This window comes from Kitasatospora sp. NPDC028961 (assembly GCF_055564815.1).
Genome location: NZ_JBVHVO010000003.1, coordinates 638,156 through 660,860 on the forward strand (window position 1 = coordinate 638,156; position 22,705 = coordinate 660,860).

Genomic DNA, 22,705 nt, shown 5'->3' on the forward strand with positions numbered 1-22,705 from the left:
CGCCGGCACCGGCGGGCCCACCCGGCCGAGCCCCGACCCACCGGCGCCCCGGCCGGGCCGGCGCCAGGCCCAGGCGCCCGCGCCTACTCCTCGTCCTCGGTGTCCTCGCCGCTGACGTCCTCGCCCTCGGCCTCGTCCACCACCCAGGCGGCCAGCCGCTCGGCGACGCCGGACACCCCGAGCCGCCCCTCCCGGATGGCCCGGGCGAGGCTGCGCACCTCACGGGCGGTGGTCGCCACGGTGCACCCGCTGGCCACCAGGTAGGCGTAGGCGACGGCGGTGGCGAACAGTTCGTTGGTCTTCTCCAGGGCCGGCACCCGGATGAGCTGGTGCATCAGGGCGGCGGCGCGGTCCTGCGGTTCGGGGTAGACGGCGATGTCGAAGATCTCGGCCTGGTGGCGGGTGACCGCCGCGAGCAGCGATCCGTAGTCGGTGACCTGCGGGTCACCGGGTGTGTACTGCTCGGCTGTCATGAGCAGCCATGAGAGGTCGACCTCCAGGTTCAACGGCGCACGTCCTGGAGGTCTCCGTGCTCGCCGAACTCGGCGAGGAAGGCCGTCTCGTACTCCTTCATGAACTGCGCGGCGGCGTCGACGAACGCCCGCCCGGCCTCGCCCATGTCCTGCTGGACCAGGCGCTCGATGTACTGGTTCATGCTGATCCCCTGCTGCTCCGCCCGCTCCCGGGCCATCTCCGCGGTGGTGGCGTCCACCCGGACGTTCAGCTGTTTCTTACCCATGAAATTCAAGCTAGCGCTGAAGTGCTAGCACAACAAGGGCGCACACGCCCGGGCCGCGCGCCCCGGCGGCGCCCGCCGTCCGCCTGTCGGCGGACCGACCCGCCGGCCCGTACGCCAGGAAAACGCCACCCCGGGCGACGCGGCGGGCAGGACTTGAAGAGTTCTTCACCTTCGTAGACTCTGAACTGCCCCGCGCATTCCCCGGAGCGGCACCGACCTTTTGGAGGCCGGCAATGACAGCGATGTTCGACCAGGAGCTGCGCGAGCAGCTCGCCCGGGCCCGCGAGGAACTCGCGGCAGCCCGGACCGACCAGGACGCCGACGGCGTCCAGGCCTACGAGGGCCGGATCGCCGGACTGCTGCGGCTCGCCGCCCAGCACGGGATCACCCTTCCGCACACCGCCGACGAGGCCCAGGGCTAGGGGGTCTGCGCAACGTCGCGGACCCGGCGGGACTTTGCGCACACCCCGCAGGACGGCGACGGCGGTCCCCGGAGGCTCCGGGGACCGCCGTCGTCACCTCCGCGCCAGGGCGCCCGGCCCTGACCGCCCGGCCGCGGGCAGTCCACCGGGCACGTCCGGCGGCAGCGCGGCCAGGAAGTCCGCCACCGCCTGCTCCAGCCGGGGAGCGGCCTCCGGCGCCAGCCGCGGCGGCCCGCCGTCCCGCGGCTCGACCGCCGCGTCGAGGACGAACGCGCCGCGGACGACGTACCGCGCGCCGAGCGCCGTCAGCACCGGGCGCAGCGCGTAGTCGGGGGCCAGCGCGTGGGCGAGGCTCCCGCCGGTCATCACCGGCAGCACCGTCTTGCCCGCCAGCCCGGAGCGGGGCAGTGCGTCCAGGAAGGCCTTCAGCAGACCGCTGTAGGCCGCGTTGTAGACGGGCGACGCCACCACGAGCCCGTCCGCCGCGGCCACCGCGGCCAGGGCGTCGCGCAGCACGGCGCTGTCGGCCCGCCCGGCGAGCAGCTCGGCCGCCGGCAGGTCGCGGACCCGGACGTGTCCGGTCCGGAAGCCGGCCTCGGCCAGGAGCTGGACCAGGTGGGCCGTCAGCGCGGCGGTGCGCGAGCCGGCCGAGGGGCTGGCGGATATCGCGAGCAGGGAGGTCATCGGAAGGCTCCTTCGAGGGTCACGGCGGCGGCGGGGCACGGCGGCGGGCAGCCCGGCCGCGGAGCGGGCCCCACCGGGCACCCGTCCGGGCCCCCGCCGAACACCCGTCCGGGACGCGATCCGAGCCGCCGCCGGGGCCGCCTTTCGAGCCGCCGCCCGGGCCGCCGCTCAGGCCGTGGGCAGCTCGACGGACTGGCCGTGCCGGAAGACGTCGAGCGGGTCCCACGCCGCCTTGATCCGCTGCAGGCGCGGGTAGTTCCCCTTGTAGTAGAGGTCGTGCCAGGGCACCCCCGAGGTGTTGAGGCCCGGGTCGTTGAGGTCGATGTCGGGGTAGTTCACGTAGCAGCCGTCGGTGACCCCGTTCGGCACCGGCACCCCGCCGGTGTCGGCGTAGACCGCGCGGTAGCAGTCGCGGGCCCAGCCGATGTTGCGGTCGTCGTCGGCCGGGTCGTTCCAGAACACCTGCCAGAGCATCTTGAAGGCCGCGTCCCGGTGCGGCGCCGCGGTCGCCGCCGGGTGGACCGCGTTGATCCGGCCGCCGTAGGAGGTCAGCTGCACGCTGATGTTCGGGTTGGTCACGTCCTCGCGGGTGAGGTGCGCGTGGAGCGCGTCGAGCTGGCCCTCGGGGAAGCCGGCGCGCATGAAGGAGGACTTGTACTCGGCGCGCAGCGTCGGGTCGTTGAGCACCCCGTTGGTGGTGCCGAGCATCCGGACCGCCTGGAGCCAGGGCAGTCGGCGCGGGGCGGCGAACTGGGGCATCGCGGGCAGTTCGCCCATGTGCCGCGTCAGCGCGCCGCGCTCCACGGTGACGCCCTCGCCGATCCGCTCCAGGTAGCCGGCGAGCAGCCGCTCGGCGCCCCGCGCCGAGGCGTCCACCAGGACGAGCATGCCGATCTGGCCGGCGCTGCGGTGGTTGAGCACCAGTTGGCTGATCAGCGCCCGCGCCGGGTCGTCGGGCCCCAGGTGGGCCACGTGCCAGTCGGCGTAGTTGCGGACCAGGCGGACGAACTCGTCCCGGCTCAGCTCGTCCCACGGCCAGCTGACGGCGCTGACCAGGAGCTCCTCGGGCGGCTTCGGCAGCAGGGCGCGCGGGTCCCGCCCGGTGGCGCCCGGCGAACGGAACCAGTAGCGGGTGACGACGCCGAAGTTGCCGCCTCCGCCGCCCGTGTGGGCCCACCAGAGGTCGTGGTTCGGGTCGTCCGGGTCGCGGGTGCCGATCACCGCGCGGGCCCGGCCGGCCGCGTCGACCACGACCACCTCGACCGCGTACAGGTGGTCGACGACCAGGCCGTGCAGCCGGCAGAGCGGACCCCACGCGCCGCCGCTGACGTGGCCGCCCATGGCGACGGAGTAGCAGAACCCGGCGGGGACGACGACGCCCCACTCCGGGTAGAGGGTCTGGTAGGTGCGCAGGTTGGTGGCGCCCGACTCGACGGCTATCGCGTTGAGCCGGGGGTCGTAGCCCACCGCGTGCATGCCGGACATGTCCAGGATGATCCGGACCTCCGGGTTGTGGACGAAGTCCTCGTAGCAGTGACCGCTGGAGCGCACGGCGAGCCGCTTGCCCCGGTCGACCGCCTCCTGGACGACGGCGACGACCTCCTCGGTGGTGCTCACCAGCCGGACCGAGTCGGGCGCCGCGACATAGCGCTGGTTGAGGCCGCTGACCAGGTCCTCGTACTGGCGGTCGGCCTTGGTCACGGTGATCCCGCCGCGGCCCCGCAGGGCGTCCGCCGCCGTCCCGCCGCCGGCCACGCCACCGCCGTCCGCCGTACCCCCGTCGTGCGGAGCACTCCCGTGGTCCGAACCACCCCCGTTGCCCAGCGCACCCCCGTTGTCCGAAGCCCCCGTGGTGGCCGTGCCGGCCACGTCTTCGATCATCTCTGTCACACCTTCTCTTCACGCGAATCCCGGGCTAACCGCCCGTCTGCGACGAACTGCCGAATTCCTGTGATCCCCCGTACGGCATTCGCGTACCGGCCGGGCCCTCCCGGCCGATACGCGGGACAGGATCGCGTCGTGAAATCCCCCGTGGTGTGCGATGTTTCCGTCAGCTGTCGCGCAGCGGCGGAATCACCTCACGGGCGACTCTTTCGAATTCCTCCCGGTGGGCCTCCCCCGGCCAGTCCAGGACGAAATCCGCGACACCGGCCCCGGTGAAGCGCTCGAAGATCTCCTCGTAGCCGTGCCGCCCCCTTCTCGGGTCCCAGGGCCCGAAGATCGTGTACCCGCGCCGGACGGCCGCGGGGTCGCGGCCGGCCTCGCCGGCGAGCCGGTCCAGCCGGCGGTTCTGCTCGGCGGTGATGCCGAGCACCTCCTGGGCGCTCGCACCCGGCGGGCCGTGGGTGTTCCAGGCGTCGGCGCACGCGGCGGCCACCCGGATCAGCGTCGGCGACTGGCCGCCGACGATCAGCGGCAGCCGCGGCGACTGCAGCGAACCGGGTACGGTCACCACGTCCTTGACCCACAGCTGGGCCCCCTGGTGGCTGAACATCCCGCCGCGCAGCACTCCGTCGACGATCGCCAGGTAGTCCGCGAAGCGCTCGGCGCGCTCCTTGGGCGACCACGGGACCTGCCCCACGCTGTGGTGGTCCCAGGGGAACAGCCCGGCCCCGATGCCCAGGTCGAACCGGCCGCCGGAGAGGTGGTCGAGCGCGATCGCCTGCTTGGCCAGCTGGGCTGGCGGCCGCAGGATCTGGTTGGCCACCATGGTGCCGATCCGGATCCGCCGGGTGGTCACGGCCGCCATGGCCAGCACCGACCAGCTGTCGAACCAGAGGCCGCTCGGATTGCGCAGGTCCGCGCTGTGATCGGGTACGAACACCTGGTCGAAACCGAGTTCCTCCAGCCACCCCAGCCGCTGCGCGAGCACCGGAAAGGGCTGGTCCGGATAGAGCATGACGCCGAATCGGTGGGCGGGCGATCGGGAATGGTCCAATTGTTCGGTCGTGCGTGTTCCGGTCATGTCGGGCACTCTCCTTCCGGTGTCGGAGCCTACTGAGCCGCGGTCACCCGAAACGGGTCACCCGGGGAATTCCCACTCATCGGAGGAATTCCGGTACCGGCCGCGGATCCGGCACCGGCCGCCACCCGTCCTCCGGGTGGTCGTAGGACCAGCGCGGCCCGCGCCGGACCAGTTCGCCCAGCGCCGCCACCAGCCGGTCGACGTGCTCGGCGGTGGTGCCCAGGCCGATGCTGGCGCGCAGCGCGCGGTCGCCCTGGTGCCCGGGTGCGTCGCTCAGCAGGGCGTGGACCGCCTGGTGGGCGCAGAACGCGCCGTCCCGGACGCCGATCCCGTGCTCCGCGGAGAGCGCCGTGGCGACCAGCCGCTGGTCGGCGGGCGCGTCGCCGCAGCGGGCGACGCTGAAGGAGACCACGCCGAGCCGCGGGTGTCCGCCCGGCCACAGGTCCAGCAGGCGGACCCCGGGGACGGCCGCCAGCCCGCCGCGGAGCCGGGCGGTCAGCGCCTGTTCGTGCGCGGCGACGGCGTCCCAGCCGGTGGCCGTCAGCGTCCGGCAGGCGACCGCCATCGCGTGGGTGCCCACCACGTTCGGCGAGCCGCCCTCGTGCCGGTGCGGCAGCCCGGTCCAGCGGATGTTCTCCCGGCCGTCCTCCTCGGCGACCCGGGCGGTGGCCCCGCCGCCCGCCAGGTAGGGGTCGGCGGTGTCCAGCCAGTCGGCGGAGCCCACCAGGGCGCCGGCGCCGAACGGCGCGTACAGCTTGTGCCCGGAGAGCGCGGCCCAGTCCACGCCCCAGGCGGCGAGGTCCAGCGGCCGGTGCCCGGCCAGTTGGGCGGCGTCCAGGACGGTGCGCGCGCCGTGGGTGGCGGCCACCTCCGCCAGCTCGGCGACCGGCCACAGCTCCCCGGTCACGTTGGACGCGCCGGTGATCACCACCAGTTTCGGCCCCCTGGGGGCGCCGGCGAGCGCCTTCGCCAGCGCGGTCACGGCGTCCGCCGCGGTGGCCGGCCGGGCCAGCCGGTACACCGGGGAGCCGCGCCAGGCGAGCAGGGCGGCGTGGTGGTCGGTGGAGAACCGGAAGACCGCCGTGCCGGCGGGCAGCGCGCGGCCGAGCAGGTTGAGCGCGTCGGTGGTGTTGCGGGTGAACACCACCTGGGCGTCCGGGGCCGCGCCGACGAAGCGGCGCACCGTCTCCCGGGCCCGCTCGTACGCCCGGGTGGAGACCGCGGAGGCGAACCCGGCGCCCCGGTGCACGCTGCTGTACCAGGGCAGCATGCGCTCCACCGCGTGCTGCACGGCCGCCAGGCTCGGAGTGCTCGCCGCGTAGTCGAGGTTGGCGTACGGCACCCACGAGCCGGTCACCAGCGGCACCTTGAGGTCTCCGCCGACGACCTCCGGTACGCCGCGGGTGGCCCGTTCCGGCCCGGTGGCGGTGGCGGGCATCACCGGGCCGTCCATCCACCGTCCATGACCAGCACCGAGCCGGTGAAGAAGCCCGCCTCGTCGCCGGCCAGGTAGACGACCGCCGAGGCCGCCTCCTGCGCGCTGGCGATCCGGCCGAGCGGGTGCAGGGCGGTGAACATGTCGGCCATCTCCTGGCTGCCGCCCACCGAGGAGCGGTACATCGGCGTGTCCACGGTCGCCAGCGCCAGGGCGTTGACCCGGATGTTCTCCCCGGCGTACTCCAGCGCGGCGGCCTTGGTCAGGCCCACCACGCCGTGCTTCCCGGCCACGTAGGCGCTGATCCCGGCGCCGAACCCGACCACGCCCAGCTGCGAGGCGTTGTTGACGATCACTCCGCCGCCGCGCCGCTGCAGGGCCGGGATCTCGTGCCGCATCGACAGGAAGACGCTGGTGAGCACCCGGCCGAGGTCGTCCGTCCAGGCCTCCGGCTTCTGGTCGGCGACCAGGCCCGGGGTGCCCAGCGTCCCGGCGTTGTTGAAGGCGATGTCCAGACCGCCGTAGTGCCGCTCGGCCGTGCGGACGGCGGCCGCGACGTCCTCGTCGACCGTGACGTCGGCGGTGACGGCGATCGCGGCGCCGCCGGCGGCGGTGATCTCCCCGGCGACCCGGTCCAGTTCGCTCCGCCGCCGGGCCGCCAGCACCACGCTCGCGCCCTGTGCGGCCAGTGCCTTGGCGGCCGCCTCGCCGATGCCGGAGCTGGCGCCCGTCACCAGGGCGACCTTGCCCGCCAGCCGGTCCCGGGCGGGCGCGCCGAGCGGGGGCTGCGTCGTGTTGCGTTCGTTCATGGCTGGTGGTGGGGGCCGTCCGAGGCCGGCCCCGCTCCCTTCAGGCTCGGAGGATCGGCGTGCGGTGGATCGGGCAGGGGCGTGCGGTGGGTCGGGGAGGAGAGGGGCGGGGCGGGGGCGGCTCAGTCGCCGGGGGTGCCGCGTTCGACCGGCGCGCCGATCAGCGACCCGTACTCGGCCCAGGAGCCGTCGTAGTTGCGGACGTCCGGCCAGCCCAGCAGTTCGCGCAGGACGAACCAGGAGTGCGCGGAGCGGGCCCCGACCCAGCAGTAGGTGATGGTGCCGCGGGCGGGTTCCAGCGCGGCGAACCGCCGGCCGAGCTCCTCGTCGGAGCGGAAGGTGTCGTCCTCGCCGACGACGTCCTGCCAGGGCAGGTGGACCGCGCCCGGGACGTGGCCGGAGCGCTGGGCCACCTCGTGCGGGTTGTGGCCGGTCGCGAAGGCCTCCCCGGCGAAGCCGGGCGCGAAGACCAGTCCGGAGTACTCCTCCGGGCTCCGGACGTCGATGATGTTGCGCTGGCCGATGCCGGCCAGGACGTCGTCCCGGGTCGCCCGGACGGACGGGTCGGGGTCGGTGACCAGGTAACCGGTCGGCGGGCGGCCGGGCGACGCGGTGGTCAGCGGGCGGCCGTCCAGCTCCCACTTGCGGCGGCCGCCGTCGAGCAGCCGCACGGACCGGTGGCCGTAGAGGGTGAGGTACCAGTAGACCTGGGTGGCCAGCAGGTTGGCGTTGGCCGAGTACACCACCACGGTGTCCTCCTCGCCGATGCCCTTGGCCCGCATCAGCCGCTCGAATCCGGCCCGGTCGACGACGCCGAGCCGCAGGTCGTCCTGGAACTCGCTCCAGTTGATCCAGACGGCGCCCGGCAGATGGCCCTTGCGGTACTCGGTGTCCTCGTTGCCGGTCTCGACGAAGACCACTCCGGCGGTGCCGAGCCGGCGCTCGGCCCAGTCGCCGGTGACCAGGACGGAATCACGACCCATGGTTGCCCCTCGTGAAGTGACGGCCGGGTGGCCCCGGCGGGACTCCCGGCCCCCGCACGGGGCCGGGCGAAGCGGACCGGTCGGGGCCGGCCGGCGCACCGGGCGCGGCCCCGCCGGGCGGTGTCAGGCCGGCGAGGTCTCGGCCGTCCGCTCCTCGGCACCGGCCCCGACCGCCTTGCCGCCACCGGTGCGGTCCCGGTGCCAGGCGTAGGCGCTGAGCAGGATGCCGAGGACGGTGACCCCGGCGGCCGCGAGGTAGACCGAGCGCAGGCCCGGGCCGTCGATGACCCGGCCGCCCAGCCAGCCGGCCAGGGCGGCCGCGAGCTGGTAGCCGGAGGCGTTCACCGCGATCGCCAGGGTCGGCGCCGAGCTGGCGGTGGTCAGCACCCGGGTCTGCATGCCGGGGATCACGGAGAAGCCCAGCGCCCCGATCACGAAGACCATCACCGCGGTGAGCACGGTGCCGCCGCTGACCGCCCACATCACCAGCAGGCCCCCGGTGAGCAGGCCCAGCAGGCCGACCTGGGAGGCCATCAGGGAGCGGTCGGAGAGCCAGCCGCCGACGAAGTTGCCGGCCGCCGCGCCCACCCCGTACGCCAGCAGCAGCAGCGGGACGGCCCCGTCGGCGAAGCCGGTGAGGTCGGTGAGCAGCGGCGAGAAGTAGGTGAACACCATCAGCAGGCCCATGTTGGCGACGGCGGTGATGCCGATCGCCAGCTGGACGTTGCGGTTGCGGAACACCCGCAGCTCCGCCACCGCGCTGGTGGTGGAGGCCGCCACGTCCGGCACCAGCGGCAGCACCAGGAGCAGGCCGACCAGGCAGACCGCGGCGATCACCGCGAAGGTGGCGCGCCAGCCGAAGTGGTCGCCGATGAAGGTGCCGATGGGCGCGCCGAGCATCATCGAGAGGTTCATCCCGAAGACCAGCTTGGACACGGTCGAGGCCTGCTTGCCCTCCGGGGCCGTGGACGCGGCGATCACGATCGCGTTCGCGAAGAACGTGGCGGTCACCAGCGCGGTGACGACGCGCGCGACGAAGAGCACCGCGTACGCGGGTGCCAGTGCCGAGGCGACGTTGCCGACGATCACGATGACGAGCAGGCCGACGATGAGCGGCTTGCGCGGGTACCGGGCGGTCAGCGCGGTGAGCACCGGGCCGCCGATGATCATTCCGATGGCGTACGCCGTGACCAGGAGCCCGGCCGCGGGGATCGACACGTCGAGGTCGGAGGCGACGTCCGGCAGGATGCCGGCGATGACGAACTCGCCGGTGGTGATGCCGAACACGCACAGCATCAGGGAAAGGAGCTTCAACGACATGGTGTCTCTTCTGTCGGAACGGGAGCGTTGGCCGGCCGGCCGAGGGGCCGGAGCGGCCGTCAGGGGGCGGGCGGCGGGCCCGCGTAGCGGTACGCGTACGTGGTGCCCAGCGCGATGATGTGGTCGAGGTCGGGGCCGCCCACGTCCTCGGTGGGCAGCGTCAGGGCCCGGGCGTGCGGGATCTCCGCCTTCAGGAACAGGTCGAACTGCGGCCTGCGGTCCGGCTGGGGCGTGGAGTGGATGGTGAGGAAGCGGGCGTTCGGCGAGGTCGTCACGAAGCCGTGCGGAACGGTCCGCGGCACGATCATCGTGCTGCCGGCCTCGGCGACGAGCTCCTGCCCGTCGCAGATCATGCGCAGCGTGCCGTCCAGGACCATGAAGACCTCGTCCTCGTAGTCGTGGATGTGCAGCGGCGTGTTGTAGCCGCGGTTGCCGGTGTGCTGCACGACGGTGAAGGCGTTGCCCGTCGCCTCGCCGGGCACCCGTATCTGGGCCAGGCCGCCGAGCAGCCACACCGCGGTCTGTTCGGACTCGGGGATCAGCCGGCCCTTCTCGTCCCGGGCCATGTCGGGGAAGGTCATCGCGCTCCTTCGGTGGTCGTGGTGCCGCTCGCGGCGGCGGCCGGTGCGGTCCGTTCGCAGTCGGCGAGGAAGGCGCTCACGCCGTCCGGGGTGGACAGCGCCCGCCACATCGCGACCGGGTCGTTGAAGTTGCCGACGAAGGCGTCGGCGACCCGCCGGTCGACCGCGGCCCGCCCGAACAGCGCGCCGACGTGCGGCGGGGGCCCGGCGAGGAAGGCGTTGCTCCACTCCACGACGTGGCGCGCGTGCTCCCACAGGCGCGCGGACGCGTCGCGGCAGAACTCCTCGTCGTAGCGCCCCCGGTGCCGGGTGATCAGCTCGGCCAGCGCGAAGGCGGTGTGCGAGCCGAGGTTGGCGCCCTGGGCGGTGAGCGGGTCGTTGGTGATCCAGGCGTCGCCGACCGCCAGCGCGCAGGTGCCGTCGTCGAGCCGGGCCCAGCCCCGGCGGACCACCGGGGTGATGGCGCCCCGGGCGAGCTCGCCCGGCGCGGTCAGCGCGAAGCCGGCGGTGTCGATCCGCTCGCGCAGACCCGGGGCGTGCGCGGCGACCAGGTCCAGCACGTGCCGGTGGAAGCCCGCCGGGTCGGCGTCGGCGTCGAGGCGGCCGGCGGACTCCAGCGGGCCGCCGGGGACGGCCTCGAAGGCGAGGACGTCGGCCCGGCCGGCCGGGGAGTAGAAGGGCAGTCGCAGGATCTCGCCGGCGCCGGGCAGGAAGTGGATGTCGAGCGAGTGCGGCACCTCCTCGTCGATCCCGAAGTAGATCCCGGCGCAGATCACCCGCTGCGGCGTGCTGTACGGCGATCGGGCCGGGTCGGCCGGGAAGAGCCCGCGCACCGACCGGTTGCCGTTGGCGACGACCAGCAGGTCGTGGTGCCGGGCGAGTTCCTCGACCGGGTGGTCGCCGGTCACCAGCTCGCCACCGCGGTCGACGAAGGCGCTGAGCAGCCGGGGCAGGTAGATCCGGAAGTCGACCACGCTGGACGGCGGCCGCAGGGCGGCCAGGAACTCCAGCGGCCGCGGCTCGCCGGTGTGCATGGTGACCGCCCAGTGCCGCACCTGCGCGTCGGCGAACTCCCATTCGTGGACGCCGAGTTCCCGCTCCCGTTGCTGGGTCGGCCCGAACCGGGCGGGGAAGTTGCGCGGCGGTCCGCCCTTGAGCCCCTCGATGCCGTGCTCCGAGTACACCGTCGCCGGGACGCCGGACTGCTGGAGGCGCAGCGCCAGTTGCAGGCCGGAGATGCCGGACCCGACGATGCCCACGCCGGTCATGAGGACACCGCCGCGGTGGCCGGGCCGGAGCCGGAGCCGGGACCGCCACCCGGGCCGGCGTCGGAGCGCAGCCGGGCGGCGAGCCAGCCGATCGACTCGATCGTGTAGCCGGCCGCCTCCGGCGAGGCCAGCGCCGAGGCGGGGATCAGCATGGGGTGGCGCATACCGGCGTCGAGCAGTTCGCCGATCCGCTTGAGCACCGTCTCCCGGCTGCCGGCGATGACCTGGTCGGCCACCACCTCGTCGGGCACCACCGCGAGCGCCCGCTCCACCTCGGCACGGGTGAGCAGGTGCGGCAGCAGTTCGACCAGGCCGCGGTAGTCCTCGCCGAAGGGGTGGGCGGCGCCGTGCCGCCGCCAGGCCCGGGCGCCCGCGTGCAGCGCGAGGAAGCGGATCGGGGTGGCCCGCAGCAGTTCCTGCGCGGCGGCGTCGGTCTGCGCCACCACGATCGGGACGCCGCCCGCGGCGACGATGGTGTCGGGGTCGCGGTCGGCGTCGACGGCGGCGGCGCGCACCGTGTCGAGCCGCCGGGCGTACTCGTCGGGGGCCATCAGCTCGGACGGCAGCCAGCCGTCGGCGTAGCGGCCGGCCAGGGTGAGCATCCGCGGGCGGTTGGCGCCGAGCCAGATCCGGGGCGTGCGGCCCTCGGGGGCGGGGGTGATGAGCGCCCGGTCGAGGGTGAAGTGGTGGCCGCGGAAGTCGTGCGGGCCCTCCCCGGAGAAGAGCAGGCGCAGCACGCGCAGCGCCTCCTCGACCCGGTCCACCTGGTGGTCGTGCGGCACGCCGTACGGCACGAGGTTCTCCAGCGCTCCCGCGCCGATGCCGAGGACGGGTGCCCGGTCGGTGAGCTGGGCGAGGGTCAGCGCGGTCTGCGCGAGCACCGCGGGGTGGCGCCGGTGCGGGTCGGTCACGCCGATGGCGAGCCGGACCGGGCCGGCCTGCGGGGCGAAGTTGCCCAGCACGGTCGCGAAGTCCAGGCAGCGGTCCGGGGTCGGCAGGCCCGCCGCGACGTGGCTGAAGTCGGTGTCCCAGGCCTGCCGGGGGAAGACGTTCATCAGGTGGTCGAAGACCAGGAAGGTGTCCAGCCCGGCCTGCCGGGCGAGGTGCAGCAGCCCCCGTCCGTCCTCGACCTGCCCGACCGCGTCCCAGACCAGGCCGACCTCGACACTCATGCTGCGCTCCTCACGGTCTGGGCCCGGGCGATGAACGCGTCGGTGCCTTCGGGGCTGGCGAGGCCGCGCCACATGGCGGCCGGCCGGTCGAGGTGGGCGACGAAGGCGTCGGCCACCCGCTGGTCGGCCGCGGCGGCGCCGAGCAGGGTGCCCAGGTGCGCCGGCGGCGGGCCGATGAAGAGGTTGGTGAAGTCGACGACGGGTTGGGCGCGCTGCCACATCCGCTCGGAGGCGGCGCGGCAGAACGCCTCGTCGTAGCGGCCGGTGTGGTCGCGCAGCACGTCGGCGAGGAGGAAGGCCAGCTCGGAGCCGAGGTTGGCGCCCTGGGCGGTGAGCGGGTCGTTGGCGATCCAGGCGTCGCCGACGGCGAGCGCGTACCGGCCGCCGGCCAGGGCGGCCCAGCCCCGGCGGACCACCGGGACGACGGCGCCCTGGAGCAGGTCCACCGGCCGGGCGAGCGCGAAGTCCTGCTCGTCCACGCGCTCCCGCAGGGCGGGCGCGTGGGCGGTGACCAGGGCGAGGACCTCCTTGGCGAACCCGTCCGGGTCGCCGCGGTGGTCCCGGCCGGTCAGCTCCGCGAACGGGCCGTCCGGAACGGCCTCGACGAGCACGGCCGTCACCTGCCCGGCGAAGGAGTGGTAGGTGGGGGCGTGGATCTCCCCGGCCCCCGGGACCATGTGCATCGTCATACCGGCCGGCTCCGGCGGACGGACCCCGTGGAACAGGCCGCCGGCCAGCCGGCGCGGCGCCGAGCGGTAGGGCGAGCGGGCCTCGTCCCGGGGGAAGACGTCGGTGAGCGCGCCCCGGCCGGCCGCCACGACCACCAGCTCGTGGCGTTCGGCCAGCCGGTCCAGCCCGGCCCGGTCGGCCACCCTGAGGTGGACCGGGTCCCCGCCGCGCCGCTGGAACTCCTCCAGCAGCGCGGCGAGGTACATCCGGAAGTCGACCGAGCTGGCCGGCTTCGGCAGCCGGCCGCGGAACGAGAACCCGTCCGGGCCTTCCAGGTGGAGGTGCATCCACGCGTTGTCGTACGCCGGCGACGACCATTCGGTGACGCCGAGCGCGGATTCCCGTTCCCGGGTGGAGTCGAATCGAGTGACGAAGTTCAGCGGCGGACCGCTGCGGATGTCGTCGGGCCCCTGGGCCGTGTACAGGGTGGCGTCGATGCCGAACTGCCGCAGCCTCAAAGCCAGATGAAGACCGGAGATCCCGGTTCCCACAATGCCGATACTCATGTTCTCGCTCCACCTGTGCCGGAAGTGCCGGCCTCCCGGCGTTGACGGGTGATGACGGGTGACGGGTGACGGGTGACGGAAGCCGTCGGGGGTTCGGCCCCGCGGGCGGGAGCCGGCCCGGGACGCCTCAGATGACCTCGACCCGCTGCAGATGGCGGGAGGTCGGCCCGGTGAAGGCGTTGCGCCCGTGCACCAGCGCGATGTTGTCGGCGATCACGATGTCGCCCCGGCGCCAGTCGTGCGCGTAGCAGTAGGCGGGCCGGTGCAGCCGCTCCGCCATCGAGGCGATGAACTCCTCGGCCTGCGCGCCGTCGACGCCGTCGACGTGGACGGACACCGGGTTCTTGTAGACCGCCGGGTCCAGCGGCTCGGCGAAGCGCAGCACGGGCACCCCGGTCCCGGGGTGCTGGGCGACCAGCCGCTCGGTGACCTCGCCGCCGTAGTGCACCATCTTCTCGGTGGTGTAGGTGACGCTGATCCGCGCCCAGAGGTCGCGCAGTTCGGGGTCGGCGTCCCGGTAGACGGCGGTGGTGTCGGAGAAGACGGTCTCCCCGCCGGTCCCCGCGGTCGCGTCCAGGCACTGGAAGAAGAAGTACCGCGGATCGGCCTCGACGAAGGCACCGTCCCAGTGGAACGGCACGTCGCCGCTGGCGAACAGGTAGTTCCGGGGATTCTCCTCGACCACCAGGTCGATGACCTCGCCCGGCTCCCACTTCAGGACCTCACCCCATCGCCGGCAGTAGTCGGCGAATTCCTGCTTTCCGAGCAGCGAGAATCCGCGGAGCACCAGGACCCGCGATTCCTCGGTCCAGCGGGCGAGCGTGTCCACCGGAATGTCGCCGATCCGGGCATTTCCGCCGGGAGCCTCGACCACGCGGCCGAACGGCCGGAGCGGAATGTGGCGCAGCTCCGCGGCCGAGGGAATGGAAGTCGTCATGGCGCGTTGTCCTCCTTTCTGGAACGGGCTTTCCCTACGGGCGGGCGGCGAGGTGCGGGGCGACGAAATGGCTCGGCCGGCCGTCCCGCCAGACGACGGAGGCCTGGAGGTTCTCCGCGTCCCACCGCTTGACCAGGTACCGGCTGACGCCGTCGTCGAGCACCACGCCGTGCCACGGGGTCAGCCAGCCGTCCCTGGTCGGCATGAGCTGGAGCCCGAACTTCTCCGAGTGCGGGGGCTGCGGGTGTATCGAGAGGCGTATCGCGTCGGGGAACTTCTCGGCGACCAGCCGGCTCCACGCGTTGCTGCGGAGAATGGTCTGGTAGGCGGCGTCCTTGGAGTTCTTCCGGAGCTGGTTCCGGGTCGTCTCGCCGCCCTGGCGCGCCACCGCGTCCTCGAACATGAAGCGGTGGATCCCGTTGAACAGCGCACGCGTGTTCCGGTCGGTGCGGACGTTCTCCTTGAGCTCGTCCAGCGTCGCGGAGTAGTTCTCCTCCAGCACGCGCCGCATCTTCGGGTAGTCGAGGCTGCCGAACGCGTCGTCCAGGCCGTAGAGGTCCAGCGCCGACCAGTGCGAAGTGCCGATCATGTCCGCGAGGGCCTGCCGGTAGGCGGTCACCGCCCCGTCGGTCACCCCGACGACGTCACCGAAGACATGGCCGTCCGAACAGATCGTGACCCGGGCGCCGGGCGCGTAGAAGTGCCGCACGTAGTCGCAGAGCGACTGCAGGAAGCCGACCGCCAGGTGCTCACCGAGGTCCGGCAGCGCGCCGAGCACCTTGCCCTGGTTCGGGGACTTCGCCGGAAACGCCGGCACGACGAAGTGGATGGGCTCGTCGCGCGCGGTGAAGCGCTCCATCTTGGCCCGGTGGACCTCGGAACACGCGTCGCAGCGCGCGTTCCCCGACGTCCCGCCGGGCTCCTCCGGTCCGGCCGGTCCGGTCGGTTCGGCCGCCAGCGCCTCGTCGATCCGCTGGTACCGGTAGAGCAGTTCGAGTACTCGCGCCGATGCCGTCCGGGCGGACGGCTCCCCCGTGGTGTTGTGGTTCAACACTCCTCCAGACAACATTCCCGTTCGGGCGCGAAGCCGGAATCATGCACTCCGCACGTGGCGGACTCGGGTGGAATTCCTGTCTGCACACTCATTTCACCGCTCCTGAATTCGTGTCCGCGCCGGGCGGCACGGAACCGCTTCTGGGATGGTGCTCGGTGGTTCCCGGCGGGAGCCTCAGGATCGGTCGTGCCCAGTGGACGCCCGGCCCCCGACGGCCGTTCTCGCCGAAACGACGACTGCGCCTCCGCATACGCGGGTGGATCAGGGCACGCCGAAAGAAGCGGCCGGCCGGTTTTCGGCCACCCCGACCACGCCGTACCGGATTCTCCCGCGATCTCGCTGAGGCGTTGTCAGCTTCCCTCGCCCGCAAGGCTCCGCGCAATCCTCCATCGATTAGCATGATTGATGGATGGCGGAGCCAGCTCCGGGGCGATGGGAGGCAACGGCGATGGTCGGCGTGGACGACCCGGCGGTTCACCAACTGCGATCACTGCTGACGCTGGCCGAGGAGCTGCATTTCGGCCGCGCCGCCGCACGGCTCTACCTGACCCAGCCCGCCCTCAGCCAGCAGATCCGCACCCTCGAACGCCGACTGGGGGTGCAGCTGTTCACCCGGACGAGCAGAAGAGTGACGTTGACGCCCCTAGGGCATGCCCTGCTTCCGCTCGTCCGGAACGTGGTGGACGCCGCGGACGAGCTGCGCGACGCCGCCCGGCACTCGCCCGACGACGGCGACGGGCCCACCCTGCGGCTGGGGCTCACCGACTGCGCCGCCGCCCTGGCCGCCACCCGCCGGGTGATCGCCACGCTCACCACCCTGCACCCGGGTCTGAACGTCGACTTCCACGTCCTGGACCTGGTCGAGCAGACCACCGCCCTCGCGATCGGCAAGATCGACGCCGCCTTCGTCTACCTGCCGGCGCCCGAGGGCTTCCACGCCGAGCCCCTCACCACCGAGCCCCGGGTGGTCTGCGTGGCCGCCTCCGACCCGCTGGCCCGGCAGCCGGTGCTCCGGCTCGCGGACCTCGCCGACCGGCCGATGGTCGGCCTCGCCCCGGAGGTCTCCCCCTCCGAGCGGAGCTTCTGGGCGATGGACCCGCGGCCCGACGGCACCCGGGTCCGCTACACCGGCCATCAGGTCACCCGGGTGGAGTCGCTGCTCTCCGCGGTCTCCTTCGACGGGGCGACGGCCTTCCTGCCCGCCGTGGCGGCCGAGCTCTTCCCCCGCCCGGACGTCCGCTACCGCCCGGTGGAGGGCCTGGTGCCCTGCGACTTCGGCGTGGTCTGGCCCGCGGACGACCAGGAGAAGCCCGGCATCGTCCTCCTCCAGGAGGTCTGCTGCCGGCTGCGGGACCAGGGCCTGCCCGCCGGGACGATGCCGGCCCCGGCCGCGCCCCCGGCCGCCGTCGAGAGCGCGGGCGACGAGGGCGCGGGCGCGGGCGACGAGAGCGCGGTCGCCGAGACCGCCGCCGGCACCGGGCCGGCCGGCGGCCTGGGCGTGTCCTTCGGCTGACCCCGGCGCCGACCATCCTGGTCCCGACGAACCCGCTCGCCCCCAAGCGGCCCCGCAGACGACGGCAGGCGGCACCCGGAGCGTCCGGACACCGCCTGCACGTCACTGCGAAAGCGCGAGAACCGCCAGGGCCGCGAAGCCCCGACTAGGCCGCGATCGGCTCCAGGATCGCCACGCACTCGAAGTGGTGGGTCATCGGGAACAGGTCGAAGGCCCGCAGCGAGACCGGCCGGTAGCCGCCCTCGCGGAAGTACCCGAGGTCCCGGGCCAGCGCGGCCGGGTCACAGGCCACGTAGGCGATCCGGCGGGCCGACAGCCCGGCCAGGTGCGCCACCGTCTCCCGCCCGGCGCCCGCGCGCGGCGGGTCCAGGACGATCAGGTCGGTGGCGGTGATGCCGGTGCGCGGCAGCAGCGTCTCCACCCGGTCGCACTCGATCCGGACGTTGTCCAGCACCGCCAGGTTGTGCCGGGCGTCGACCACGGCCTGCTTGGAGGACTCGATGCCGAGCACCGCGCCCTCCTCGCCGACCCGGTCGGCCAGCGCACCCGCGAACAGCCCGACGCCGCAGTACAGGTCGAGCGCGCTCTCCCCCCACTGCGGGTCCAGGCCGGCCAGCACGGCGTCGACCAGGGTGTCCGGCGCCTCGGGGTGGATCTGCCAGAAGCCGCCGTTGCTGACCCGCCAGGTCCGGCCGGCCGCACGCTCGCGGACGAAGGAGCGGCCGTGCACCTTGTGGATGTTGTCGTGCTCGTCGATCCGGGCGATCGACACCGGCTTGTCCAGCTCGACCAGCGGCAGCTGGGCGCCCGGCGCCGGGGTGAGGACGACCTGGCGGTCCGAGGAACCCGCGGCGGCGATCACCTCGACGGTGGTGATGCCCGGCCAGTCGCGGGCCTCGACGCCCAGCTCCGTGACGCCCTCGGCGGCGATCAGGCAGCGGTCGATCGGCTGGATGTCGTGCGAGCGGTGCTTGCGCAGCCCGACCTTGCCGCTCTCCTGGTCCACCGCGTACTGCACCCGGGTGCGCCAGGCCGGCACCTGCCCGGCCGGCAGCTTGCCGCCGATCGGCTCGACGGTGCCGTCCCAGCCCGCCTCGGCCGGGGTGAGGCCAGCCAGCTTGGCCAGCTGCTCGGTGAGCACCTGCACCTTGAGCTTGCGCTGCCCGCCCGGGGTGACGTGCTGCCAGTCGCAGCCGCCGCACTTGCCCGGCCCGGAGAACGGGCAGGGCGGGGCGATCCGGTCCTTGGCGGGCTCCAGGATCTCCACCGCGTCGGCGCGCAGGAAGCGCGACTTCGTGGTGCCCTCGGTGACCTGGGCGATGACCTTCTCGCCCGGCAGCGCGTGCCGGACGAACAGCACCCGGCCCTCGTGGCGCGCCACGCAGTGGCCGCCGCCGTGCGCGACGGCGCCGATCTCGACCTCGTAGCGCTCGCCGACCAGCGGGTCGCCGCCGGGCCCCCTGGGGGCGGCCTCGACCCGCGGCGCGCGCGGCGTGCGCAGCACCTTCGGCGGGCGGACGGCCTGCTTGCGCGGGCGGTCCCCGCCCTTGGGCCGGTCGGCCGGCTTCTCCTTGCGCGCCTGCGCGGGGGCCGGGCGCTCGGGCTCGGGCTCCGGGGCGCGCTCGCCCGGCGCGAGCGGGGCGGTCTGCGCGGTGAAGCCGTCGCGGTCGGTGGCGGCCGGGCGCACGGGCTTGCCCCAGCGCGGCCGGGCGACCTGCCCGGGCTTGCCGGCGCCGCCCTTGCGGGCACCCTTCGCGGAGGACCCCTTCGAGGACGAGCCCTTGGAGCCGTTGGAGCGGGGCGGGGTGTTGCGGGTCACTGGGAGGAGTCCTTGCTGCTGTCAGCGGTGTCGTCGGGCTGTGCGGAGGCCTTCGACTTTACGGCCTTCGGCGCCCGCGGCTCACCACGACGAACGGCGCCGGGAGCCGACCAGGCCTTCTGCGGCTTGCGCCGTTCGGAGGACTCCAGCTGCCAGGGTACCGAGGTCACCATCACTCCGGGCTTGAACAGCAGACGTCCCTTGAGGCGCAGCGCGCTCTGGTTGTGCAGCAGGTGCTCGTACCAGTGCCCGACCACGTACTCGGGGATGTAGACCGAGACCACGTCGCGCGGGCTGCTGCGGCGCAGGTTCTTGACGTAGTCCAGGACCGGCCCGGTGACCTCGCGGAACGGCGAGTCCAGCACCTTCAGCGGCACCTCGATGCCGCGCTCGTCCCACTCCGCCCGCAGCGCCGCGGTGTCCACCGGGTCGACGTTGACGGTGACGGCCTCCAGCGTGTGGGCGCGGGCCAGCCGCGCGTACGCCAGGGCCCGCAGGGCCGGCTTGTGCAGCTTGGAGACCAGCACGATGGCGTGCACCCGGGTGGGCAGCACCACGTCGTCCGGCTCCTCGGCGGCGACCAGCTCCTCGGAGACCCGGTCGTAGTGCCGGCGGATCGCCTTCATCATCACGAACAGCACGACCATCGCGGCGATCGCGATCCAGGCGTGGCTGATCTTGGTGGCGAGCACGACGATCAGCACGGCCATGGTCATCACCAGGCCGAAGGCGTTGATCGCCCGGCTGCGCTGCATGTGGCGGCGCTTGGCGGGGTCGGTCTCGGTGCGCAGGTGCCTGGTCCAGTGCCGGATCATGCCGGACTGGCTCATGTTGAAGGAGACGAAGACGCCGACGATGTACAGCTGGATCAGCCGGGTGGGGTCGGCGTCGAAGGCGATGATGAACAGGATCGCGGCCAGCGCCAGCAGGATGATGCCGTTGGAGAAGGCCAGCCGGTCGCCGCGGGTGTGCAGCTGGCGCGGCAGGTAGCGGTCCTGGGCCAGGATCGAGCCGAGCACCGGGAAGCCGTTGAAGGCGGTGTTGGCGGCCAGCACCAGGATCAGGCCGGTGACGGCGGCCACGAAGTAGAAGCCGGGCGTGAAGTTGGAGAAGACGGCCTCGCTGATCTGGGCCAGCGCGGTCTTCTGGTGGTAGCCGTCGCCCGCGCCGACCAGCTGCTCGGCGGGGTTCTCGGCCATCTGGACATGAGTGAGGCGGGCCAGCCAGATGATGCCCATGAACATCACCACGGCGATGGACGCCATCATCAGCAGCGTGGTCGCCGCGTTCTTGCTCTTCGGCTTGCGGAAGGCGGGCACACCGTTGGAGATCGCCTCGACGCCGGTCAGCGCGGCACAGCCCGAGGAGAACGCCTTGAGCAGCAGGAACACCATCGCGAAGCCGGCCAGCGACTCGTTGCCGGGCGTGGCCTGCAGGTGGAACCCGGAGCTCTCGGCGGGGATGTCCTGCCCCAGGCCGAAGTGCCGGACCACGCCGTACACCACCATGCCGAGCACGCCGACCATGAAGGCGTACGTCGGGACGGCGAAGGCGCTGCCGGACTCGCGGACACCGCGCAGGTTCATGCCCATCAGCACGATGACCACGACCACGGACAGGGTCAGCTCGTGGCCGCGCAGCGAGGGCACCGCGGACACCACGTTGGCCACCCCGGAGGTGGTCGAGACCGCCACGGTGAGGATGTAGTCGACCATCAGGGCGCTGGCGACCACCAGGCCGGAGTTGGGACCGTGGTTCACGGTGGCGACCTCGTAGTCGCCACCGCCGCTCGGGTACGCGTGCACGTTCTGCCGGTACGAGGCCACCACGGCGAGCATCACGACGGCGACGACGACGCCGATCTGCCAGGAGAAGTGAATGGCCGAGGCACCCGCCAGGGAGAGCGTCAGCAGGATTTCCTCGGGCGCGTACGCGACCGAGGAGAGCGCGTCCGAGGCGAAGACGGGCAGCGCGATGCGCTTGGGGAGCAGCGTTTCCCCGAGCTTGTCGCTGCGCAGCGCACGCCCGATCAGGATGCGTTTCGGAAGGTCAGTCGGCATAGGCACGTTAAGGAATCGTAGGGGCTCTTAGGCCCGGGGTCCGACTTATGGCCCCCCCTTCGTCGCGACTGTGTTCGGTGGACCGGCTAGCGTGTCGGATACGAGCAGGCGGGCAACACTCAGGTTGTCGCACCCAGCCCCACGAACACGCTCGCCCCGGGCGACCGGGCGGGAAAGGAAGACGAACGGTGTTTGCGCAGGTCAAGAACCCAACGGGACGGGTGAGGTAGCGCCGGTGCACATCGTCATCATGGGCTGCGGCCGCGTGGGGTCCGCCCTCGCCAGAGCACTCGAGAAACAGGGGCACTCGGTCGCCGTGGTCGACCAGGACCCGACCGCGTTCCGCCGCCTCGGCGCCGGGTTCAACGGTCGGCGGGTCACCGGCGTCGGCTTCGACCAGGACACCCTGAAGGAGGCGGGCATCGAGGAGGCCGGCGCGTTCGCCGCCGTCTCCAGCGGTGACAACTCCAACATCATCGCGGCCCGGGTGGCCCGGGAGAACTTCGGCGTGGAGAACGTCGCGGCCCGGATCTACGACCCCCGGCGCGCCGAGGTCTACCAGCGCCTGGGCATCCCGACGGTGGCCACCGTCCGCTGGACGGCCGACCAGATGCTGCGCCGGCTGCTGCCGAGCGGCGCCGAGCCGCTCTGGCAGGACCCGAGCGGCACCGTGCAGCTCGCCGAGGTCGCCTACGACCCGCACTGGGTCGGCCACCGGATCAGCGGGCTGGAGGAGGCGTCCGGCACCCGGGTGGCGTTCGTCACCCGGCTCGGCGAGGGCGTGCTGCCCACGCCGCAGATGGTGGTGCAGGAGGGCGACCTGGTGCACGTCATGGCACGCCGGGCCGACCTGCCGGCCGTCGAGGCCGCGTTCGCCCAGGGGCCGAAGGAAGAGGGTCACTGATGCGCGTCGCCATTGCCGGGGCCGGTGCCGTCGGCCGCTCGATCGCGAGCGAGCTGCTGGAGAACGGCCACGAGGTCCTGCTGATCGACAAGAACCCGAACTCCATCTCGGTGGAGCGGGTGCCCATGGCGGAGTGGCTGCTGGCCGACGCCTGCGAGATCACCTCGCTGGACGAGGCGGCGCTGCAGCGCTGCCACGTGGTGATCGCCGCCACCGGTGACGACAAGGTCAACCTGGTCGTCTCGCTGCTCGCCAAGACCGAGTACGGCGTGCCGCGGGTGGTCGCCCGGGTGAACAACCCCAAGAACGAGTGGCTCTTCAACGAGTCCTGGGGCGTGGACGTCGCCGTCTCCACCCCGCGCCTGATGTCCGCCCTGGTCGAGGAGGCGGTCAGCGTCGGCGACCTGGTCCGGCTGATGCGCTTCAGCCAGGGCAACGCCAACCTGGTCGAGCTGACCCTGGCGGAGGACACCGAGCTGGTCGGCACCCGCGTCGGCGACGTGGCCTGGCCGCCGGACACCTCGCTGGTCACCATCATCCGCGAGGGCCGGGTCCTCACCCCGGGCAAGGACGACACCCTGGAGGGCGGCGACGAGCTGCTCTTCGTGGCCGCCCAGGAGCGCGAGGAGGAGCTGGAGGACCTGCTCTCCGCGACCTCCGGCGCGCAGTAGCGGCTCCGGCCGACGACGGACGCCACGGCGGACAACAGCGGCGGGGGGGGGGGGGGGGGGGGGGGGGGGGGGGGGGGGGGGGGGTTTTTTATGGGGGGGGCGTTGTCGGCCCACGGGGCGCTGCAGGGTTCGTG

21 protein-coding genes are annotated in these 22,705 nt (G+C 73.2%); 4 read left to right on the forward strand and 17 right to left on the reverse strand.

The window, feature by feature from the left end:
* Window positions 1–83: 83 nt before the first annotated feature.
* Together ACZ4UX_RS10285 and ACZ4UX_RS10290 are read right to left on the reverse strand one after the other, a co-directional pair.
* On the reverse strand, window positions 84–473 hold the full coding sequence (locus ACZ4UX_RS10285) for a fic family toxin-antitoxin system, toxin component (protein ID WP_465706283.1): 390 nt from the start codon (window positions 471–473) through the stop codon (window positions 84–86).
* Between the two features lie 29 nt (window positions 474–502).
* Window positions 503–739: a toxin-antitoxin system HicB family antitoxin gene (locus ACZ4UX_RS10290; protein WP_329487667.1), complete on the reverse strand. Its 237-nt coding sequence runs from the start codon at window positions 737–739 to the stop codon at window positions 503–505.
* Between the two features lie 233 nt (window positions 740–972).
* Between ACZ4UX_RS10290 and ACZ4UX_RS10295 the strand changes: the two genes are divergently transcribed.
* Window positions 973–1,161 (forward strand): hypothetical protein, encoded by a 189-nt coding sequence (locus tag ACZ4UX_RS10295; protein ID WP_329487668.1) that lies wholly within the window; start codon window positions 973–975, stop codon window positions 1,159–1,161.
* Between the two features lie 93 nt (window positions 1,162–1,254).
* Here ACZ4UX_RS10295 and ssuE read toward each other — a convergent pair whose 3' ends face one another.
* The 13 genes from ssuE to ACZ4UX_RS10360 form a co-directional block, all read right to left on the reverse strand.
* The gene (ssuE, locus tag ACZ4UX_RS10300; protein WP_352289250.1) at window positions 1,255–1,845 is read right to left on the reverse strand and encodes an NADPH-dependent FMN reductase; all 591 of its coding nucleotides are present in this window, start codon (window positions 1,843–1,845) and stop codon (window positions 1,255–1,257) included.
* A gap of 168 nt (window positions 1,846–2,013) precedes the next feature.
* Window positions 2,014–3,726 (reverse strand): FAD-binding oxidoreductase, encoded by a 1,713-nt coding sequence (locus tag ACZ4UX_RS10305; protein ID WP_465706284.1) that lies wholly within the window; start codon window positions 3,724–3,726, stop codon window positions 2,014–2,016.
* 169 nt (window positions 3,727–3,895) lie between these two features.
* Window positions 3,896–4,744, reverse strand: a complete 849-nt coding sequence (locus tag ACZ4UX_RS10310; RefSeq protein WP_329487671.1) for an LLM class flavin-dependent oxidoreductase — start codon at window positions 4,742–4,744, stop codon at window positions 3,896–3,898.
* A 142-nt stretch (window positions 4,745–4,886) separates the two neighbouring features.
* The gene (locus ACZ4UX_RS10315; protein ID WP_465706311.1) at window positions 4,887–6,248 is read right to left on the reverse strand and encodes an aminotransferase class V-fold PLP-dependent enzyme; all 1,362 of its coding nucleotides are present in this window, start codon (window positions 6,246–6,248) and stop codon (window positions 4,887–4,889) included.
* Window positions 6,248–7,054, reverse strand: a complete 807-nt coding sequence (locus ACZ4UX_RS10320) for an SDR family NAD(P)-dependent oxidoreductase (protein ID WP_359809392.1) — start codon at window positions 7,052–7,054, stop codon at window positions 6,248–6,250. The genes ACZ4UX_RS10315 and ACZ4UX_RS10320 overlap by 1 nt, the downstream gene beginning before the upstream one ends.
* Window positions 7,055–7,176: 122 nt before the next feature.
* Window positions 7,177–8,037 (reverse strand): sulfurtransferase, encoded by an 861-nt coding sequence (locus tag ACZ4UX_RS10325; protein ID WP_465706285.1) that lies wholly within the window; start codon window positions 8,035–8,037, stop codon window positions 7,177–7,179.
* A gap of 123 nt (window positions 8,038–8,160) precedes the next feature.
* Window positions 8,161–9,357: an MFS transporter gene (locus ACZ4UX_RS10330; protein WP_465706286.1), complete on the reverse strand. Its 1,197-nt coding sequence runs from the start codon at window positions 9,355–9,357 to the stop codon at window positions 8,161–8,163.
* A gap of 59 nt (window positions 9,358–9,416) precedes the next feature.
* Window positions 9,417–9,938: a cupin domain-containing protein gene (locus tag ACZ4UX_RS10335; RefSeq protein WP_329487676.1), complete on the reverse strand. Its 522-nt coding sequence runs from the start codon at window positions 9,936–9,938 to the stop codon at window positions 9,417–9,419.
* Window positions 9,935–11,206, reverse strand: a complete 1,272-nt coding sequence (locus ACZ4UX_RS10340) for a styrene monooxygenase/indole monooxygenase family protein (RefSeq protein WP_465706287.1) — start codon at window positions 11,204–11,206, stop codon at window positions 9,935–9,937. Before ACZ4UX_RS10340 ends, ACZ4UX_RS10335 begins: the two co-directional genes overlap by 4 nt.
* The gene (locus ACZ4UX_RS10345; protein ID WP_465706288.1) at window positions 11,203–12,378 is read right to left on the reverse strand and encodes an LLM class flavin-dependent oxidoreductase; all 1,176 of its coding nucleotides are present in this window, start codon (window positions 12,376–12,378) and stop codon (window positions 11,203–11,205) included. Before ACZ4UX_RS10345 ends, ACZ4UX_RS10340 begins: the two co-directional genes overlap by 4 nt.
* Entirely contained in the window at window positions 12,375–13,613 is a 1,239-nt protein-coding gene (locus ACZ4UX_RS10350) for a styrene monooxygenase/indole monooxygenase family protein (protein ID WP_329487679.1), read from the reverse strand. Before ACZ4UX_RS10350 ends, ACZ4UX_RS10345 begins: the two co-directional genes overlap by 4 nt.
* Window positions 13,614–13,740: 127 nt before the next feature.
* Window positions 13,741–14,550 (reverse strand): TauD/TfdA family dioxygenase, encoded by an 810-nt coding sequence (locus ACZ4UX_RS10355; RefSeq protein ID WP_465706289.1) that lies wholly within the window; start codon window positions 14,548–14,550, stop codon window positions 13,741–13,743.
* Window positions 14,551–14,584: 34 nt separating this feature from the next.
* The gene (locus tag ACZ4UX_RS10360) at window positions 14,585–15,601 is read right to left on the reverse strand and encodes an L-tyrosine/L-tryptophan isonitrile synthase family protein (protein ID WP_465706290.1); all 1,017 of its coding nucleotides are present in this window, start codon (window positions 15,599–15,601) and stop codon (window positions 14,585–14,587) included.
* 412 nt (window positions 15,602–16,013) lie between these two features.
* Here ACZ4UX_RS10360 and ACZ4UX_RS10365 point away from each other — a divergent pair, with 412 nt between their 5' ends.
* A complete protein-coding gene (locus tag ACZ4UX_RS10365) occupies window positions 16,014–17,117 on the forward strand; it encodes a LysR family transcriptional regulator (protein WP_465706291.1) in 1,104 nt (367 codons plus the stop codon).
* 145 nt (window positions 17,118–17,262) lie between these two features.
* Here the strand turns inward: ACZ4UX_RS10365 and ACZ4UX_RS10370 are convergent, their stop codons facing one another.
* On the reverse strand, window positions 17,263–18,618 hold the full coding sequence (locus ACZ4UX_RS10370) for a class I SAM-dependent RNA methyltransferase (protein ID WP_329492100.1): 1,356 nt from the start codon (window positions 18,616–18,618) through the stop codon (window positions 17,263–17,265).
* A gap of 314 nt (window positions 18,619–18,932) precedes the next feature.
* Window positions 18,933–21,002, reverse strand: coding sequence for an APC family permease (locus ACZ4UX_RS10375; protein WP_329487683.1), 2,070 nt, complete (start codon window positions 21,000–21,002; stop codon window positions 18,933–18,935).
* A gap of 229 nt (window positions 21,003–21,231) precedes the next feature.
* Between ACZ4UX_RS10375 and ACZ4UX_RS10380 the strand changes: the two genes are divergently transcribed.
* Together ACZ4UX_RS10380 and ACZ4UX_RS10385 are read left to right on the forward strand one after the other, a co-directional pair.
* Window positions 21,232–21,900, forward strand: a complete 669-nt coding sequence (locus ACZ4UX_RS10380; protein ID WP_329487684.1) for a potassium channel family protein — start codon at window positions 21,232–21,234, stop codon at window positions 21,898–21,900.
* On the forward strand, window positions 21,900–22,571 hold the full coding sequence (locus ACZ4UX_RS10385; RefSeq protein ID WP_329487685.1) for a potassium channel family protein: 672 nt from the start codon (window positions 21,900–21,902) through the stop codon (window positions 22,569–22,571). Before ACZ4UX_RS10380 ends, ACZ4UX_RS10385 begins: the two co-directional genes overlap by 1 nt.
* Window positions 22,572–22,705 lie beyond the last annotated feature (134 nt).